15 protein-coding genes and 1 pseudogene are annotated in these 18,177 nt (G+C 68.3%); 7 read left to right on the top strand and 9 right to left on the bottom strand.

Annotated elements, in window-relative coordinates; translation table 11 throughout:
- Positions 1–35 precede the first annotated feature (35 nt).
- Together IEJ02_RS16035 and IEJ02_RS16030 are read right to left on the bottom strand one after the other, a co-directional pair.
- The gene (locus tag IEJ02_RS16035) at positions 36–1,742 is read right to left on the bottom strand and encodes an OPT/YSL family transporter (protein WP_191065503.1); all 1,707 of its coding nucleotides are present in this window, start codon (positions 1,740–1,742) and stop codon (positions 36–38) included.
- Between the two features lie 35 nt (positions 1,743–1,777).
- Entirely contained in the window at positions 1,778–2,740 is a 963-nt protein-coding gene (locus tag IEJ02_RS16030; protein WP_137980958.1) for a DUF1177 domain-containing protein, read from the bottom strand.
- A 242-nt stretch (positions 2,741–2,982) separates the two neighbouring features.
- Between IEJ02_RS16030 and IEJ02_RS16025 the strand changes: the two genes are divergently transcribed.
- The 5 genes from IEJ02_RS16025 (at position 2,983) to IEJ02_RS16005 (ending at position 11,166) form a co-directional block, all read left to right on the top strand.
- Positions 2,983–3,795: an IclR family transcriptional regulator gene (locus IEJ02_RS16025; protein WP_191065502.1), complete on the top strand. Its 813-nt coding sequence runs from the start codon at positions 2,983–2,985 to the stop codon at positions 3,793–3,795.
- An 89-nt stretch (positions 3,796–3,884) separates the two neighbouring features.
- Positions 3,885–4,616, top strand: a complete 732-nt coding sequence (gene pepE / locus IEJ02_RS16020) for a dipeptidase PepE (RefSeq protein WP_191065501.1) — start codon at positions 3,885–3,887, stop codon at positions 4,614–4,616.
- Between the two features lie 492 nt (positions 4,617–5,108).
- Positions 5,109–7,376: a M4 family metallopeptidase gene (locus IEJ02_RS16015; RefSeq protein ID WP_191065573.1), complete on the top strand. Its 2,268-nt coding sequence runs from the start codon at positions 5,109–5,111 to the stop codon at positions 7,374–7,376.
- A 324-nt stretch (positions 7,377–7,700) separates the two neighbouring features.
- Positions 7,701–9,338, top strand: coding sequence for a M4 family metallopeptidase (locus tag IEJ02_RS16010; protein ID WP_191065572.1), 1,638 nt, complete (start codon positions 7,701–7,703; stop codon positions 9,336–9,338).
- A 145-nt stretch (positions 9,339–9,483) separates the two neighbouring features.
- Positions 9,484–11,166, top strand: a complete 1,683-nt coding sequence (locus tag IEJ02_RS16005) for a M4 family metallopeptidase (RefSeq protein WP_191065500.1) — start codon at positions 9,484–9,486, stop codon at positions 11,164–11,166.
- Between the two features lie 68 nt (positions 11,167–11,234).
- Here the strand turns inward: IEJ02_RS16005 and IEJ02_RS16000 are convergent, their stop codons facing one another.
- From IEJ02_RS16000 to IEJ02_RS15970, 7 genes are all read right to left on the bottom strand, one after another.
- Entirely contained in the window at positions 11,235–12,866 is a 1,632-nt protein-coding gene (locus IEJ02_RS16000; protein ID WP_317985810.1) for a substrate-binding domain-containing protein, read from the bottom strand.
- 1,154 nt (positions 12,867–14,020) lie between these two features.
- Positions 14,021–14,332: a hypothetical protein gene (locus IEJ02_RS15995; protein ID WP_191065499.1), complete on the bottom strand. Its 312-nt coding sequence runs from the start codon at positions 14,330–14,332 to the stop codon at positions 14,021–14,023.
- Positions 14,333–14,419: 87 nt separating this feature from the next.
- Entirely contained in the window at positions 14,420–15,268 is an 849-nt protein-coding gene (locus IEJ02_RS15990; RefSeq protein WP_191065498.1) for a helix-turn-helix domain-containing protein, read from the bottom strand.
- A gap of 25 nt (positions 15,269–15,293) precedes the next feature.
- Positions 15,294–15,809 carry a DUF6879 family protein gene (locus IEJ02_RS15985; protein ID WP_191065497.1) on the bottom strand — a complete coding sequence of 172 codons (516 nt, stop codon included), beginning with the start codon at positions 15,807–15,809 and terminating at the stop codon, positions 15,294–15,296.
- Positions 15,781–16,023, bottom strand: coding sequence for a hypothetical protein (locus tag IEJ02_RS15980; protein WP_191065496.1), 243 nt, complete (start codon positions 16,021–16,023; stop codon positions 15,781–15,783). The genes IEJ02_RS15985 and IEJ02_RS15980 overlap by 29 nt, the downstream gene beginning before the upstream one ends.
- A gap of 128 nt (positions 16,024–16,151) precedes the next feature.
- Complete coding sequence (locus IEJ02_RS15975) at positions 16,152–16,352, bottom strand: DUF397 domain-containing protein (protein ID WP_191065495.1); 201 nt, start codon at positions 16,350–16,352, stop codon at positions 16,152–16,154.
- Between the two features lie 13 nt (positions 16,353–16,365).
- Positions 16,366–17,217 carry a helix-turn-helix domain-containing protein gene (locus IEJ02_RS15970; protein ID WP_191065494.1) on the bottom strand — a complete coding sequence of 284 codons (852 nt, stop codon included), beginning with the start codon at positions 17,215–17,217 and terminating at the stop codon, positions 16,366–16,368.
- A gap of 198 nt (positions 17,218–17,415) precedes the next feature.
- Here IEJ02_RS15970 and IEJ02_RS15965 point away from each other — a divergent pair, with 198 nt between their 5' ends.
- Complete coding sequence (locus IEJ02_RS15965) at positions 17,416–17,745, top strand: hypothetical protein (RefSeq protein ID WP_191065493.1); 330 nt, start codon at positions 17,416–17,418, stop codon at positions 17,743–17,745.
- 111 nt (positions 17,746–17,856) lie between these two features.
- Positions 17,857–18,143, top strand: a pseudogene (locus IEJ02_RS48580) (IS630 family transposase); the annotation flags it as partial.
- Positions 18,144–18,177 lie beyond the last annotated feature (34 nt).

The following is an 18,177-nucleotide window of genomic DNA, read 5'->3' as shown; positions in this document are numbered from 1 at the left end:
CACAGGGCCGTTGACGGGGCCTGCCCCAGGCGCGTTCAGAGCGCCTTGGTGAGCTGGCCGACGTCGTTGAGGGAGCTTCCGGCGACGAGTCCGGCGCCGACCAGCGAGAGGTCGTTCTCGGCCTGCTCGTCGGACTCCTTACGCGCCCGCGGGTCGGCGATGCCGCGCCGCCGCCACACGGTGTAGAGCTGGCGGACCACCAGGGCGCCGAGGACCATCCATCCGGCCTGGGGCGTGGCCACCAGAAGGCCGGTGGCCAGCAGGACGCCCATCTGCCGGGAGGGCCCGCCGACGAGCTGGACCAGCGCGCCGGGGATCGCCCACAGCAGCATGGTGGTCATGGTGCCGGGCTCGAGGCCGGTCTTGATGGTGGTGACGTAGACCTCGGCGACCGGCGGCACCTTGCCGTCGGAGAAGAAGGTCTTCCAGGCGACGGCGACGACGACCAGCGCCACGCCGAAGCCGACGAGTTGGGCCAGGTACTGCTGGCGCCGCCCCTCGATCTCGAAGGGCCGCCAGGGCGCGGCGTCCCGGCGCAGCAGCCAGCCCGCCTTGAAGTCGTAGCCGAGGTCGGCGAACGCGGGGCCGGTGGAGGCCGTGTAGCCGACCAGCAGCGCGAGCGGCACGGTCGGGACGTGCAGCACCAGACCGATGATCAGGAAGATCAGGGTGACGGCGAAGGCCGGGAACCAGCCGGAGTGCATGGCCGCCAGCCCCACGATCAGCTGGTGGACGATGGCGGCGACACCCGCCAGCAGCACCCAGCCGACCAGGGCGGGCAGGGAGAGCCCGCCGACCACGCCGCCCGCGATCGCGACCACGACCGCGCCGCAGAGGAAGAGGCCCATGCCCTCCAGCAGTCCCCGCCGCAGCTGGGGCGCCTGGACCGTACGACCGCCGTCGGCGTCCGGGCCGTCGGCGTCACCGTCGGCGTCCGGCCCGTCACCGGCGCTCTCCGCCTGATCAGCCCCATCGCCACCGCCCTTCCGCGTCCGCATCAGCAGCAGCGCCTGGGTCAGGGCGACCAGCCCCGCGCCGATCATCAGCCCGTGCGGCACATGGTGCGCGCCCAGGTCGAAGCCGAAGTCGGGGGCGTACTGCCCCACGGTCAGCCCGATGCCGAACATGGCCAGCGCCCAGATGTTGCCCAGGAAGCCCACACCCGCCGCGCTGGTCGGCAGCTTGAACAGCGCGCCGACGAAGCCGACCAGGGCGCCCGCGCCCAGGATCGCGGCCTTGCGCCCGCCGGTGTCCCCGGCCCTGATCGTCTCGGCGGCCGCGATACCGGCCGGCCAGGAGCCGGTGGCGGGCAGCAGCTTGGAGTCGAACACCCGGTACAGCACCCAGCTGTCGACCGCCAGGCCGATGACGGCCCCGCCGAGCATGGGCCACACCAGGTCGTTACGGCCCAGCGCGAAGGGCACCGCGATCGGGGTGAGCAGGGAGTTGGCCGCGGCGAAGGTGGAGCCGGAGATCGCCGACTGCACCAGGTTCTGCCGGTGCTGGGAGCGCATCCGGGTCAGCACGCCCACCGGGATGCGGCCGATGAGCATCGCCACCAGGGCGCCGATCACCGCCGTGTTCGGCGACACCCCGAGCGTGGTGATCAGCACGATGCCGATCAGGGCGCCGAGGACCGACAGCACGATGGTCAGGACGAGGGTGATCGGTTCGAAGGCTCTGGGGTGCGACCGCGGTGGGGCGTCCGCGGCCGCGGCGGTGGCCTGGGTATTGGGGTTCATGGGGACTCCTGCGGGGTCCGGGTGGGACCGGTCGGTCACCCCGCCGGGGTGAGGGCCTGGAGGTGGGTCATGGGTCCGTACAGCTCGACCAGGCGCGCGAACTCCTCGGCGTCCAGGAAGCGGGCGACGCCGCGTCCGAACTCCTTGGCGGTCTCGACGGCGAACCGGGCCGCGACGGCGATGTCGGTCTCGTGGCTGGCGCCGGTGGCGCATCCGGCCACCGCCGTGCCCGCCGTGATCGCGAGGCCGACGACGGGGGCGGTGGTGGCCACGGCGGGCTGGAGGATGGAGTTGAGGTGGTGCACTCCATTGCCGTACGGGGTGATGTCCTGGGTGGTGATCGGCAGGATGTGCGCCGACTCGCCGGTCACGCTCTCCAGGACGGACACCAGATCCTCGCTGACCCGCAGGATCCAGCCCTGGCAGACCGTGGGCGACAGGGCGACGCCGCGGTGGTTGAGCAGCCGGTTGCCCTTGGTGGTGTCGATGGAGACGACCGCGTCCATGGCGGGCGAGATCTCCTCGCGGTTGCACACCAGGGTGTCCACCGGGGAGTCCATGAAGGGCACGGGGTCGTGCGGCTGGGTGGGGGCCCAGCCGGAGACGTGGGTGGAGAGCGTGACATCGCCGTCCAGGACGTCGCCCCGGGCGTGCATGTCCAGCAGCTTCGCCGCGGCGGACAGCGCCGCGACCGCCCCGTCGGCGTCCGAGACCAGCCCGATCCGCTCCGGGCGGGCGCCGACTCCGCCGAGCCGGCCGAGGATGCCCAGGGTCGGGGCGGCGCCGCCGGACAGCTTGCCGCGGCGGCCGGGGACGGTGACGGAGACGAAGTCCGTGCTGCCCTTGTCGCCCTCGACGGTGCGTACCTCGATCGCGGGCGCCGTCTGCGGGTCGGCTCCGGCCGCGGCCTGGACCGCGCGCAGATGGTCGGCGAGGAGGGCGCCGCTGGTCTGCGGACGGTCGAGGAGTTCGATGATGTCAAGGACGTGTTTGAGCACGGCTGGCCTCTCACAGCGGGTGATGCGGTGGTCCGGGGGGTGACGCGGTCGGTCGGGAAGATGCGGTCGGCGACGGCGATGGCCCGACCGGACACGAGCGGGGAAGCGGCGCGCGGGGCGGGCACTGCCACCGGGCACCGGCCTGGCCAGGGTTCCTCCCGGCACCGGCCTGGCCAGGGTCCGCCCGCCGTCACGCAGTGCGCAATGTTTTCTCTATATCCGAGAATGTTTACCCTTTCGTCATGGCCGAACAGTCGCCCGTAACCGGCGCCCCACCCCTCCAGACCGCGGACCGCGTGCTGAACGTGCTGCTGTCCTTCGACCGGGAGCGCCCGGAGTGGGGCGTCACCGAGATCGCCGAGGAGTTCGGGCTGGACAAGTCGGTGGCCCAGCGGCTGCTGGCCGCGCTGGCCTACCGGGGCTTCCTGGTCTCCGACAGGCGCTCACGCCGCTACCGGCTGGGCCCGGCGGTGTGGCACCTGTCCTGGGTGTGGGAGCGGGGCGGCGGCATGGCCAGCCTGGCCCGGCCCACCCTGGAGGCGCTGGCCGGGGCGGTCGGGGTGAACGCGCTGTTCGCGGTCCCTGACGGGGTGCACATGCGCTGCGTCGCGGCGGTGGACGGGGCCACCGGCCCGCTGCGCTACTACGTGCTGGCGGGCGAGCTGTACCCGGCGCACGCCGGGGCCACCTCCCGCGCCTACTTCGGTATGCTCCCGCCCGGTGACCGGGCCGTGCTGCTGTACGGCCGCCCGATGGCGCGCTTCAGCGAGCACACCCTGACCGATCCGGTGCGGCTCGAGGAGCGCTTCTCCGAGGTGCGGCGCGAGGGCTACGCCTACTCCGAGGGCGAGTACGATCCGGACACCGCGGCGCTCGCGGCGCCGGTTCTGGTGGGCAGACGTCCGGTGGGCACCCTGACCCTGGCCGCCACCCCCGACGTGCTGCGCCCGCGCCGGGAGCAGCTGGTGGCGCCGCTGCTGCAGGGCGCCGCCGATCTGGGCCGGGCACTGACGCCCGCCCGGCCGCGGCGCGCCCCGCACCGCGAGCGGCGCTGAGCGGCGCGGCGTCGGCGGCGTCGTCGTCGGTACCGAGCCGCCCGGCGTCCCGCCGCCTCCCTCGTGACCCGTCTCGGAAAGGCCCCCTCATGCAGTTGCTGCTGCTGTCGAACTCCGCCGCGCCCGGCCGTGGCTATCTGGAACACGCGCGGGAGGAGATCGCCTCGGCGCTGGACGGCGCGCGCCGGCTCGTCTTCGTGCCGTACGCGCTGGCCGACCACGACGGCTACACCGCCCAGGTGGCCTCGGCCCTGGAGCCGCTGGGCGTGGAGGTCACCGGTGCGCACACCGCCGAAGACCCGGCCGGTCTTGTGCGCGGGGCGCAGGCGGTGTTCGTCGGCGGCGGCAACAGCTTCCGGCTGCTCAAGGCGTTGCACGAGCGCGATCTGGTCCGGGCGATTCGGGAGCGGGTGGCCGCGGGCGCGGTCTACATGGGCTCCAGCGCGGGCACCAACATGGCCTGCCCGACCCTGCGCACCACCAACGACATGCCCATCGTCCAGCCGCCCACCTTCGAGGCGCTGGGCCTGCTGCCGTTCCAGATCAACCCGCACTACCTCGATGCCAAGCCGGACACCGCCCACATGGGCGAGACCCGGGCCCAGCGGCTCGAGCAGTTCCTCGAGGAGAACGACGTCCCCGTGGTCGGCCTGCGCGAGGGCACCTGGCTGCGCCGGGACGAAGACCGGCTGACCCTGGGCGGCATCGACGCCGGGGCGATCCTCTTCCGCCGGGGCGAGGACCCGGAGGAACTGCGGCCCTGCGCCGACCTGAGCACCCTGCTACGAGAGGAGCCGCGCTTCGACTCCGCCGCGCGCTGACGGCGGGGGTCGGGTTCGCCTGGTTCGGGGGAGGTGGGACATGGCCCGGGACCGGACATGGCCCGGGTGGGACATGGCGGGCGATGACGGGAAACGCCACCGACATCGCCTCTTGCCGAAATTGACCGTAAATCACCGCCATATGAACACGGCACACCTGTCAACGGACGCTTTCCGGACAAGTTCTTGTCGCGATCCTGACAGGTCGAGTCCATTGATGGCACTCTTCCCTCGGCCGAGGCGCGGCGCTTCCCCCAGCTCATAGCCGCGCCCGAAGCCGCAGCCACCCCACACACACATGCACCCGCTCTGCCCTGCCCGGACGGCGATCCAGCCGCCCGGTCGTCCCGGCCGTGCCACCGCGCGGCCAGCGCAGAAGGAGTCAGCGTGAGATCCCTCCCCCAACGGCACCTCAGACCCAGTAGCCGCAGATCCGGTCGCACCCCGGGCAGTCGGGCCATCGCGACCGGTGCGCTGGTCGTCGCGGCGGCGATGATCGGCGTCGGCTTCCAGAGCGGCACCGCCGCCGCCCGCCCGGACGACTCCGCCACGAACGCCACGAAGGCCGGGACCGCCGCGAACGTCGCCAACCGCCCCGCCGCCCGCACGATCTCCGGCGCCCCCGACCCCGGCGCCCTCCCCGTCAAGCTGTCCCCCGCCCAGCGCGCCGAGCTGATCCGCGAGGCCGACGCCGCCAAGGGCGAGGCCGCCAAGGACCTCAAGCTCGGGGCCAAGGAGAAGCTGGTCGTCAAGGACGTCATCAAGGACGCCGACGGCACGACCCACACCCGCTACGAGCGCACCTACGCCGGACTCCCCGTCCTCGGCGGCGACTTGGTCGTCGACCGGGCGAAGAGCGGCGCGCAACTGACCGTCGCCAAGGCCACCAAGGCCCGGCTGACCGTGCCGACCACCAGCGCCGCCGTCGCGCCCGCCACCGCCGAGAAGGCCGCCGTGAAGGCGGCGAACGCGCAGGGTTCGCGGAAGACCGCGGCCGACCGGGCGCCCCGCAAGGTGATCTGGGCCGCGAAGGGCACCCCGACCCTCGCCTACGAGACGGTCGTCGGCGGCCTCCAGGAGGACGGCACCCCGAACGAGCTGCACGTCGTCACCGACGCGGCCACCGGCAAGAAGCTGTTCGAGTTCCAGGGCGTCAAGACGGGCACCGGGAACAGCCAGTACAGCGGCCAGGTGACGCTCGGCACCTCGGGCAGCGCGGGCTCGTACAACCTCACCGACTCCGGGCGCGGCAACCACAAGACGTACAACCTCAACCGCTCCACCTCGGGCACCGGCACCCTCTTCACCGACGCCGACGACGTCTGGGGCAACGGCACCACCTCCGACGCCGCGACCGCCGGGGTGGACGCGCACTACGGCGCCGCCGAGACCTGGGACTACTACAAGAACATCCACGGCCGCACCGGCATCCGGGGCGACGGCGTCGGGGCGTACTCCCGGGTCCACTACAGCAGCGGTTACGTCAACGCCTTCTGGCAGGACGCCTGCTTCTGCATGACCTACGGCGACGGCTCGGGCAACGCCAAGCCGCTGACCTCCATCGATGTCGCCGCGCACGAGATGAGCCACGGCGTCACCGCGGCCACCGCCAACCTCACCTACAGCGGTGAGTCCGGCGGGCTGAACGAGGGCACCTCCGACATCTTCGCCGCCGCCGTCGAGTTCTACGCGAACAACGCGAACGACCCCGGCGACTACCTCGTCGGCGAGAAGATCGACATCAACGGCAACGGCACCCCGCTGCGCTACATGGACAAGCCCAGCAAGGACGGGGCCTCCAAGGACAGCTGGTACTCCGGTGTCGGCAATGTGGACGTCCACTACTCGTCCGGCATCGCCAACCACTTCTTCTACCTGCTCTCCGAGGGCAGCGGCGCCAAGGTCATCAACGGCGTGAGCTACAACAGCCCGACGTACGACAACCTCCCGGTCACCGGCATCGGGCGGGACAACGCGGAGAAGATCTGGTTCAAGGCGCTGAGCCAGCGGATGACCTCCAACACCAACTACGCGGGCGCCCGCGACGCCACGCTGTGGGCGGCGGCCGAGCTGTTCGGCCAGGCCAGCGCGCAGTACAACGCGGTGGCCAATGCCTGGGCCGGGGTCAACGTCGGCACCCGGATCGCCGACGGCGTCACCGTCACCCCGCCCGGCGACCAGACCAGCATCGTCAACCAGGCCACCAGCCTCCAGATCACCGCGACCAGCTCCAACCCGGGCGCGCTGAGCTACGTGGCCACCGGGCTCCCCGCGGGCCTGGCCATCGACTCCTCCACCGGTCTGATCTCCGGCACCCCGACCACCGAAGGGTCGAGCGCGGTGACCGTCACGGTGACCGACTCGGCGGGCAAGACCGGTACGGCGTCCTTCGCCTGGGCGGTCAACACCAGCGGCGGCAATGTCTTCGAGAACACCGCGGACATCGCCATCCCGGACGCGGGTGAGCCGGTCACCTCGCCGATCTCGGTGAGCCGGGCGGGCAACGCGCCCAGCACCCTCCAGGTGGGCGTGGACATCGTGCACACCTACCGCGGCGACCTGGTGATCGACCTGGTGGCCCCGGATGGTACGGCCTACCGGCTGAAGGATGCCAGCCTCTTCGACTCGGCGGACGACGTGCGGACCACGTACACGGTGGACGCGTCCTCCGAGACCGCGGTCGGCACCTGGAAGCTGCGGGTCCAGGACATGTACGCCCAGGACACCGGCTACATCAACAGCTGGAAGCTGACCTTCTGACGGGGCGTTGACGCTCCCACCGGACAGGCGCCGCCAGGGGTCGACCCGACTCCCCCTGGCGGCGCCTCTTTTGGTTTCAAAAGCTGACGTCTTTGGCTTCAAAAGCTGACGTCAAGCTGTCCGGAATCCGAAGGTTGATCAGCATTCAACGAACATTTTCCCTTCGACCTGTCGTGAAACCCGTGACATGTCCCGGACTTGTGTGACAGTCTGCCCAACGCATTACGCATCAGTACCTCTTGTTCAGCACCGGGCCGCACTTCCCCGCAGCCCGGCGCTGACCCCCCACAGCAACGAGGAGATCGCGTGCGCAAGACCTTCAGCATGCCCATATCCGGTGCCGGTAAGCGGCGTTCGGCCATCGCGGCCGGTACTGCGGTCGCCGCGGCGGCCCTGCTCGCCTCCGGACTGACCGCCGGCACGGCGGGTGCCGCCCCGGCCGACGCCACGTCCAGCGCCCAGCCCGCGGCGCTCAGCGCCTCGGCCCGTGCCGAGCTGCTCCGCGAGGCCAACGCGACCAAGGCGGACACCGCCTCGTCGCTCGGCCTCGGCGCCAAGGAGAAGCTGGTCGTCAAGGACGTCATCAAGGACGCCGACGGCACCACCCACACCCGCTACGACCGCACCTACGACGGTCTGCCCGTCCTCGGTGGCGACCTGATCGTCCACCGCGCCAAGGGCGGTGACGTCCGAAGCGTCACCAAGGCCACCAAGGCCACCGTCAAGGTCGCCTCCACCACGGCCGGGATCGCCCCGAGCGCCGCGGCGAAGTCGGCCGTCAAGCTGGCCAAGGCCGACGACACCGCCAAGGCGGCGGCCGACCAGGCCCCGCGCAAGGTGATCTGGGCCGCCACCGGCAAGCCCGTGCTCGCCTACGAGACCGTCGTCGGCGGGGTGCAGAAGGACGGCACCCCGAACGAGCTGCACGTCATCACCGACGCCGCCACCGGCAAGAAGCTCTACGAGTACCAGGGCATCGAGACCGGCAAGGGCGAGAGCGAGTACAGCGGCTCGGTCGAGCTCGGCACCAGCAAGGAAGGCAGCGGTTACACCCTGACCGACGCCGACCGCGGCGGCCACAAGACCACCAACCTGGAGAACAAGGAGGACGGCGAGGGCAAGGCGTTCACCGACGACGACGACAACTGGGGCACCGGCAAGCCGGACGACCCCCAGACCGCCGCCGTCGACGCCCACTACGGCGCCGCCGCCACCTGGGACTACTACAAGAACGTGCACGGCCGCGACGGCATCGCGGGCGACGGCAAGGGCGCCTACTCCCGCGTGCACTACGGCGACTCCTACGTCAACGCCTTCTGGGACGACAGCTGCTTCTGCATGACCTACGGCGACGGCCAGGGCAACAAGGCCCCGCTGACCGCGCTCGACGTGGCGGGCCACGAGATGAGCCACGGCGTCACCTCCAAGACCGCGGGCCTGGAGTACAGCGGCGAGTCGGGCGGCCTCAACGAGGCCACCTCCGACATCTTCGGCACCTCGGTGGAGTTCAACGTCAAGAACACCACCGACGTCGGTGACTACCTCATCGGCGAGGCGATCGACATCAACGGCGACGGGACCCCGCTGCGCTACATGGACAAGCCGAGCAAGGACGGCCAGTCCGCGGACGCCTGGTCCGACGGCGTCGGCGACCTGGATGTGCACTACTCCTCCGGTGTCGCCAACCACTTCTTCTACCTGCTGTCCGAGGGCAGCGGCGCGAAGGAGATCAACGGTGTGAAGTACGACAGCCCCACCTCCGACGGGTCCAAGGTCGAGGGCATCGGGCGGGACAAGGCCGAGAAGATCTGGTACAAGGCCCTGACCACGTACATGACCTCCAACACCGACTACCACGCCGCCCGTGAGGCCACGCTGAAGGCCGCCACGGACCTCTACGGCGCCGACAGCGCCGAGTCCAAGGGTGTGGACGCCGCCTGGGCCGGGGTCAACGTCAAGTAAAACCAACGCGGTTACCGCACGACACTCTGCCGGTGCCCGGGGCCTGAGGCCCCGGGCACCGGTATGTTTTATCCACGGCAAAGCGACATCTTTGTCGCGTTGGGCGGAAGCTTCGCCCAACTCCCCATCACAACTGGAGATACGCGTGGATTCACGTTCGACGTCGGCCATATCCGGCATATCCCGTCTCAGACGCTCGCGTACCGCCCTCGCCGCCGGAGCGGCCACCCTGGCCGCCTCCCTGCTCGCCGCCGGCGCCACCGCCGGATCCGCGAACGCGGCCACCTCCCAGGCCACCTCCCCGGCCACCCCCTCGGGTGCCTCCGCCGTCTCGCTCTCCCCCTCGGTCCGCGCCGAGCTGCTGCGGGAGGCGGGCTCCACCGCGGTCTCCACCGCGAAGTCGCTGAGGCTCGGGGCCAAGGAGAAGCTGGTCGTCAGGGACGTCGTCAAGGACGCCGACGGCACCACCCACACCCGCTACGAGCGCACCTACGCCGGACTGCCCGTCCTCGGCGGCGATCTGATCGTCCATGAGTCCGCGAGCGGCGCCTCCCAGGGTGTCGACAAGGCGACCGACGCCGACATCAAGGTCGCCGACACCAGCGCCGCCATCGCCCCCTCCGGCGCCGAGCGGTCCGCGCTGAGCGCCGCGCGGGCCGCGGGCGACGAGAAGACGGGCTCTGGACACGCGCGCAAGGTGATCTGGGCCGCCGCCGGCAAGCCCGTGCTCGCGTACGAGACCGTCGTCAGCGGGGTGCAGAAGGACGGTACACCCAGCAAGCTGCACGTCATCACCGACGCCGACTCCGGCAGGAAGCTCTACGAGTTCCAGGCCGTCGAGAACGGCACCGGCACCGGCCAGCACAACGGCAAGGTCACCGTCGGCTCGGTCAAGAGCGGCAGCCAGTGGCTGCTGAAGGACACCGCGCGCGGCGGCCACCAGACGTACAACCTCAAGCACTCGTGGGACGACACCAAGAAGGGGTCGGCCTTCTACGACGCCAACAACGTCTGGGGCAACGGCAAGCCCACCATCGCCCAGACCGCCGCCGTCGACGCCCACTACGGCGCCGCGATGACCTGGGACTACTACAAGAAGGTCCTCGGCCGGAACGGCATCAAGGGCAACGGCAAGGCCGCGTACTCCCGCGTCCACTTCGGCGACGCGTACGAGAACGCCTTCTGGGACGACGCCTGCTTCTGCATGACCTACGGCGACGGCGCGGGCAACAAGAAGCCGCTGACCTCGCTCGACGTCGCGGGCCACGAGATGAGCCACGGGCTGACCTCGGCCACCGCCAACCTCGAGTACAGCGGCGAGTCCGGCGGGCTCAACGAGGCCACCTCCGACATCTTCGGCACCGCCGTGGAGTGGTACGCCAAGAACGCCAAGGACCCCGGCGACTACCTCATCGGCGAGAAGATCGACATCAACGGCGACGGCACCCCGCTGCGCTACATGGACAAGCCCAGCAAGGACGGCCTGTCCTACGACTACTGGAAGAGCGGTGTGGGCGACGACGACCCGCACTTCACCTCCGGCATCGCCAACCACTTCTTCTACCTGCTGTCCGAGGGCAGCGGCCGCAAGGTCATCGGCGGGGTGACCTACGACAGCCCGACCAAGGACGGCCGCACCGTCAAGGGCATCGGCCGCGCCAAGGCCGAGAAGATCTGGTACAAGGCCCTGACCACATACATGACCTCGACCACCAACTACGCCAAGGCCCGCACCGCGACCCTCAAGGCCGCGAAGGCGCTGTACGGCGCGAGCAGCGCCGAGTACAAGGCGGTCGACAACGCCTGGGGCGGCGTGAACGTCAAGTGACCCCCGCCGGTCGGCCGGGCCCAGGTAACCGCCTCCGGCCGACCGGTCGCACTTCCCTGCCGCTTTCCCTACCGCCCACCGGCCGCCAGTTGGCACGCCCCCTGGTTCTCGGCGGCGGCGCAGGGCAGATGGCCGTGGGTCTCGATGAGGTTCCGCCCGGTGTCCCCGGCCAGATAGTCGAGGAACTTCGAGGCCAGGGAGTTGGCGGGCGGCGCGGTGTAGGTGTACGCGTACTCCGGCTCCCAGAAGGGGTAGCTCCGCTCGCGCACCGCGCCGATGGAAGGCTTACGGTGAGCGAGGGCCACCAGATGCAGATCCCCCTTCCGCGCGCTCTCCTCGGCGGAATGCAATTCGGCGTAGCCGATCGCGCCGGGTGTGTTCGCCACCGTCTTCAACACCTCGCCGGTGCTGTCGAGTTCACAGCGGACGGCGGTGTCCCCGGTGAATTTCGGGGTCCGGCAGTTGTCCGACGTCCGCGAGATCTCATTACGCTCCAGCACTCGACTCTCGAACACGCCCCGCGTCCCCGATTTCGCGTCCCGGCTCACCAGCCGCACCGGCAGATCGGGCCCGCCGGGCAGCTGGTTCCAGTTGGTGATCCGGCCCGAGTAGAGCCTGCGGAGCTCGTCGAGCGAGAGATCCGATACCCGGACGTCCTTGTTCACCACGACGCTGAAGACGGACACCGCCACCAGATGCTGTTTGAGCTTGGGGTTCCCGTCGCCGTCCGGGCCGTCGGAGAAGGCCAGATACGACGGGAATCCCCCCTTCGCCGCCTCTCCGGCATCGATCAGCGTCTTCGTACCGCGCCCACTGCCCTGCGCCTCCACGGTGACGTGGGCATCCCGGCAGTCGTCCTGATACGCCTTCGCCGCGTCCTGCGCCACCGGCTTGAACGCGGTCGAGCCGACGATCGTCAGATTCCCCGCGGCACAGCCGCGCGGCAGCGGATCGTTCCGCCACAGCGGCATACCGAACGACTGGAGGATCAGCATGGCCAGCAGACTGCCGATGAGCCCGAGCATCCGATTGCTGGGCCGCCGGAACTTCTCATTGTTCCGGATCCTGCCCTCTTTGATCCGCCCGCCCACATGCGGCGGCTTATCGGTCCCGGCACCCGTCAGCAGGACCAGCAGCTTGAAGTGATCCCCCTTGTTCAGCGGCACCCGGGGCAGCGAGATCTCATTGCCCGCACAGACCAGCCCGGGATTCTCCGGAGTCCCGCGCTGCGGCAGATGCCGCAACAGATCCGGATGGCTGGGCTCGGTGACCGCCACGTCCCGCACGATGCGATTGGGAAAGGTCGCGGTGAGCCCACGGTGATTCGTCGCCGGCGCCGTGATGTAGTCGTCGGCGTCAATGCTCCGAAACCCGTCATTCTCAATCCGCAACAACACCAAGGAGGCCCCGGCCAGATCCGGAGTATTCTCCAACATCCGCAACCGCTGATGAATCGGCCCGTCCTGGGTGCTGTCGTCTATCAACGTATCCATCTGCACGCGATAGCCGATACGCTTCCGCCCAGGAATCAGCCGCTCATACGACAGCCCCCCGACCGTCACCACGACGCCGAGCAACGCCAGCAGATTCTCGGGCGCCGTCAACTGCTCCAGCCACTTCATGATTGCCCCCCGTGCATGCAATGGCTTCAGGGGGCGAATGTACGCTCCGAGAACGCACAAGTGGCCGATGTGGCCCACCTCTCATCCAATGTTCGTCCCGCGTTCAACCACCACGCGCGCCGGGGGCGCGAGCACCACGGCGACGCCGCGCCGGCAACCCGTCTGCCGCACGGCGCCGCCGCCTCACACGCGGTCAGAGGTCGTCCGGCAGACGAAGGATGGGATCGAAGGGACGCTTCTGGAATCCGGTCCGCAGATTGCGGCAGTCGGGCGCCTTGCACATAAAGACGTCCTCAACACTCTTTCGGCGCGTGCTGTTCTTCACCCAAGCCTTCTCGTCAGCGGTGAGCCGACGGTGCATCTCGTCTCTTCCACAGGTGTAGCAGTACATCTTCTGGTCTCGCACAACACCTCCCGAAACGGCCGGTCAGCCAACCCGCGAGCCTACGAGGCCCGTTGAGCCACGGAAAGTACACAACCGGACAACCCGGATGATGCCCCGGAGTCCGTTGGGAGCATCTGCAGGACAGGCAATCTCCGGGGCGCAGACGGTGCGGACTGCACGCGATCACACTCACGGAGAGAAATCTCTGCCCGGTGAGGTACCAGCCTCCAACCACATCCTCGCCGCTCATTACCCGTTCCACCGCGCGGCCGGCCGCATCGGCGAGACGGGCGCCATCGCGTTCGCGCTCCGAAGCGAACGATGACGCGAAATCCCGCGCTTGCCTGCCGAACCACTGCGCGGCCTGCCCCGGATCGGTCCACGTCCCCAAGATGAAGGACGCCGGTTTGAGCAGCCAGTGAGCACATTCCAGGGGCACGACCTTGCTGGATCTGAACTCCGGATGCAGGGGGCGGCGCGGGCCGTCCTTGAGTAATTCATGCGCGGATCCGAGCCAGGTGTAGCCGTGATGGTGCATGGACTCGCTCTCTCAGTGAGAGCGGCCCTCACACTGCGTGAGGGCCGCCCGTCTACAGCACATACCTACTGCCGACCGCAGCCATCACCGTCGCCACATCCGCCTTGCTGTCCGCCCTCTGCCGGCCCGTCGTCCTCGGGGTCTTGGCGGACGATGGCCTTGAATCCGCGTAAGCGCATCGAGATGATTCCCTTCGGTGCTGTCGACGCGGGGACTCTCCTCGCGCCGTCGTGCACATGCACCCGTTCCGCGCTGGGCTCGACCTGCCAGGGCTCCGGTCCAGCCGGGACGGGGGTCTTTAGAGACGGCTCACCGAGTGGCGGCCTTCTTGGTGTGCTCCTCCAGCGCGGCACGCATGAGGATTTCCGCGAGCCGGTTCGCACTGTCGAGCGGGATACGGCCGAGGGCGACCATCGGATGTCCCGAGACCGTCACCTCTCCCCGCAGGACCGGCCAGAACAGGGCGTCGTCCTTGTCGCCGTGGGGCATGGCCACGTCCGGAGTGAAGCCGAGACGGCCCAATGCCTCTCGGATCAGTTCAGCGACCGCTCTCGCGTCTTCTCCGGCCGAGCGGTGACGCTCGGAACGCATGGCGTCGATGGCCTCTTCAGTGATTTTCATTGGCTGCACTCCCGCAGGTGTTCAGTGCGGGAGACGTTACGGCGGGTGCGCGGACGGCAACAACGAGATTGCGGATGATTGCGGGGGCTACCCGAGAGAGTCAAGAGCCTCAGCAATGAGCGCTCTGGCGTTCGAACCGTACACAGCCATCGAAGCGAGCTCGCTGAACGCTCGTCCGTACATGGCGATTTCACTTGGTTGCGTGACGTTCACCTGAGCGGTCAGCAGTTCCACTTCAACCTGGACATCATCAAACATGCTAAATGTTTCCAAGGGCCACATGAGACGGGGAGCGGTACGCGGGATAACTCCGAGAGACACGGAGGGAAGAGCCATCACAGCTAGAAGGTAAGCAAGCTGCTCGACCATCTCAGACGCGGTGCCGAAACGGTAATAGAGCACGTCCTCCTCGACCAGCAGGGCAAAACGGTGATCACCCTCATGGATAATGCGAGAGCGATCCAAACGAGCCTGCACGGCATCAGACACGTCGTTGGGCGCCTGTCGGAAGTCCGCAATTCTCGTCAGAAGTGCAGTCGCGTACTCCTCCGTTTGGATAAAACCGGGCACCACTCGGGAGCAATAGATGCGGAACCTGTGCGTGCGCTCAAACAAAGGTACATAGGATTCTTGGAGGCGGCGGAGTCCCGTACGGTGCAGCCGCCTCCATGCGACGTACATCTGATCGGCTGTACGGGAGGCCGCTATGAGATCGAGGACTTGATCATCTGCTCCACAGGCAGTACACCAAACCCGGATATCCGCATCGGAGACAGCTGCTTTCCCGTTCTCGATACGAGAGTTCTTCGCTGGATGCCAGCCGCATAACGCAGCCAACTCACGCCCTGTCAGGCCAGCGTCCTGACGGATCTCACGCAGGCGAGCTGCAACGGCTGCGCGTGCTCTTTGAGCGCTTGAGGACGGAGACGCGGGCATGAGTTGGTCGACTCGCGTATGCAGTTCAGACCGTGAACTCCCCATGCGGAGTAGCACGTTGCCACACCGACTCGAAAGCGGCGGAGCAAAGCTTCACGACATCCGGGTCATCACTGAGCGACGGACCGGCAGAGGCCCCATCGCCAGTGAAATGGTTGAACTCAACCAACTGGTCGTCGAACAACCAGAAGTCATTTCCGGGCAGAGCTATATCCGAAGCCTGCCTTCGAGGCAACCAACGCACCAGCTCGCCTGCCTCGATGTTGTGGATCGTGCCCGAGTACTCGAATCGGATGTATTCACTCACCGGCTCCGAAATAATCCGAGCCCGTCGCATGATCACACCCCGTCCGACTGCCTCGGATACGAGATCCTTCCACGGCTTCCAGTATTCGAGGTTGTCCCACTTTCCGGTTTCCCGCCACCTGCGGAAGTCTCCGGATTCGTAGTCGACCGCGTACGTGTCGCGCATCTCCAGGTGTACGGCTGACTTACGGCAGTCGGCCAGCAAGTCAGCGAATGGCGGTACCTTCTGCGACATCGCATGCCTCCCTTAATGCCTGCACCATCCGCGCAGGAATACGAATCACCGCCTCATGCTCCGGAATCGACCCTGTTTCCAAGCACTCGGCGACGGTCACGTCGTCGACCTTCCACCCCTGCAGCACCAAGTCCGCGTTCTGATCGTCCACCCAGACAGTGGGCGACTCATTGGTTCCCGTGTTCGGGTCTTTCGCGATGAACCGCAGCGCCATCACTGCCTCCTGTGCCGAGCATAGTCACGGACAGTGGGCGACTCTTCACCTGTGTGGTCGCTCGGTCAAGAGCGCACGCACCTCGAAGGGGGCGCGAAAAGGCGCTCGCCGTGAGCCCACCACCGAGATCAAAGTTCGGCGACTTGATCGAACTGACCGGCCTTGGCGGCGCGTATGAAGGTTCGCAGGCGCGTCCGGGTGGTCGTGAGTACGACTTCTGGCTGCTCGCTCTCACGGAGCATTATCGAGTCGTGCTCCCCTTCGGCGACGTTCACGCAGGAGGCTGATTCCTGGCAGTACGACGACTGCCGCCAAGAAACCGGGGTCATGTGCTGCTCCTTGTCACAGGTCCTTGATGAGGCCGTGGATGAAGTCACGGGACTCCTCCGGCTCCAGAGCGATGGCGTCCATCTTGCCGATCACCAACCGATACTTCTCCAACTGGGCTTCCGCATCGAGCAGGAGGGAGCCGTGCGCCTGCTCCAGCAGAACCGTGTCGAGTTGAGGAACGGGGCCGGCGAAGTAGTTGATCGACTGACCGGACCCGGCGAACGTGCCGTTACGGAACGGGATCACCCGGATAGTGATGTGGTCCCGTTCGCTCATGTCGATCAAGTGTTTGAGCTGCACGCGGGATGTTTGCGGCCCGCCGAAGGGCATACGGAGGGCGGCCTCGTGGATCACCGCCTTGCATGGGGTGGGACTGTCGGCGTAGAGAACGCGCTGTCGCTTGATGCGGTACGAAACGCGGTCTTCCACGTCAGGTGGAGGGAGCGCCGGCACCCCTTCGGCGAAGACAGCGCGTGCGTGGTCGATTGTCTGGAGCAGTCCCGGGATGTGGAGCACCGTGGCCAACTCGAGTTCCGTCGCGTGGTGTTCGAGCTCGGCGATGTCGAGTTGCCCCGGGGGCAGCACGTCCCGGTACTCCTCCCACCAGCCACGTTGCTGTTTGCCCGTCATGGCGATGAGAGCGGCGATGAGGGCATTGTCGCCGCACGCGTAGTTCTCGGCCAGCGTGCGGATGCTGCGTTCACTGAGCCCGAAGCGCCCCGTCTCGATGTTGCTGATGCGAGCCTGCTGGGCTCCGATCAGTTCAGCTGCCTCCCTCGTGTTCAGGCCCGCACGTTCGCGGAGCTTACGCAGCTCGATGCCCAGACGTAGCTGACGTGCGGTCGGAACTGTCCTTGGCGGCATACGGCCCTCCACAGTCGCACAAGTGATGCAGTGGTCACCGGAACAGGTTCAAAGTTAGATGCTTCCAGATTTTCCGTAGAAGTAATTCAACCTCTCGCCCTACTCTGTGATCCAGGCCACTCCAGGCGGCAACCCCCACGATTGCTCTGTGGCCGGCGTCTATACGGCCCAACTCCACCTCGCAGCAAGGAGACACGCATGGCCACCGTATCCCCGCACCAACCCGCCTCCGAGCCTTTCGACCTCGGCAAAGAACTCCGCGCCCTCGTCCTCGCCACCGCGCCCCGCCTCTTCGCCGTGGCCCGGATCCACCCGTACGAAGACACCGGAGAGGCCGATGTGGAGATCGCGGCGTGGGGCATGGCCTACGAGGAGGGGCGGACCGAAGTGGTCGGCCCGGGGCAGCGGTTGGTGCTGGCCTCGCCCGAGCGGGTGGCGGCGTGGTTCTCCCGGGACGGAGTCACCGCCCAGCTCGTGTGGCTCGCCCCGGCCACCGCCACCACGCTCGGCCCCGATCTGGCCGCCTAGTGCTGTGACCGCATAGGTGCACCGGGTTGGCGGTCGTGGCGGTTGGATGTGCGGCGACGTCCGATCCGATCGCTGGAGGCCCGGTGGCCGAGCCTGTCCGTGTACACAGACGGCCACCCCTTCACCCGCTGGTCGATCCGCAAACTCGCCGCCTACCTGCGGAAAGTGCACGGCCGCGTCATCCGCATCGGCCGTGAAGCCTTACGGTGCCTGCTCCGGCGCCGCGGCATCACCTTCCAGCGCACCAAGACCTGGAAGGAGTCGCCCGACCCTGATCGCGACGCCAAGCTCGAAACCGGATTGAGCAGGTGCTGGACCGCTTCCCGGACCGGGTCTTCGCCTTCGACGAGTTCGGGCGCCCCAGCGGATGCCAGAGCCGCCTGGAGCCGGCCCGCCTGCTGCTCGCCTCGGTCGCCGCGCCTGCGCGGCATG

Source organism: Streptomyces sp. 5-10 (genome assembly GCF_014712245.1).
Classification (GTDB): domain Bacteria; phylum Actinomycetota; class Actinomycetes; order Streptomycetales; family Streptomycetaceae; genus Streptomyces; species Streptomyces violaceusniger.
Note: the sequence above shows the minus strand (reverse complement) of the source record. Positions and strands in the feature narration are given on the sequence as shown.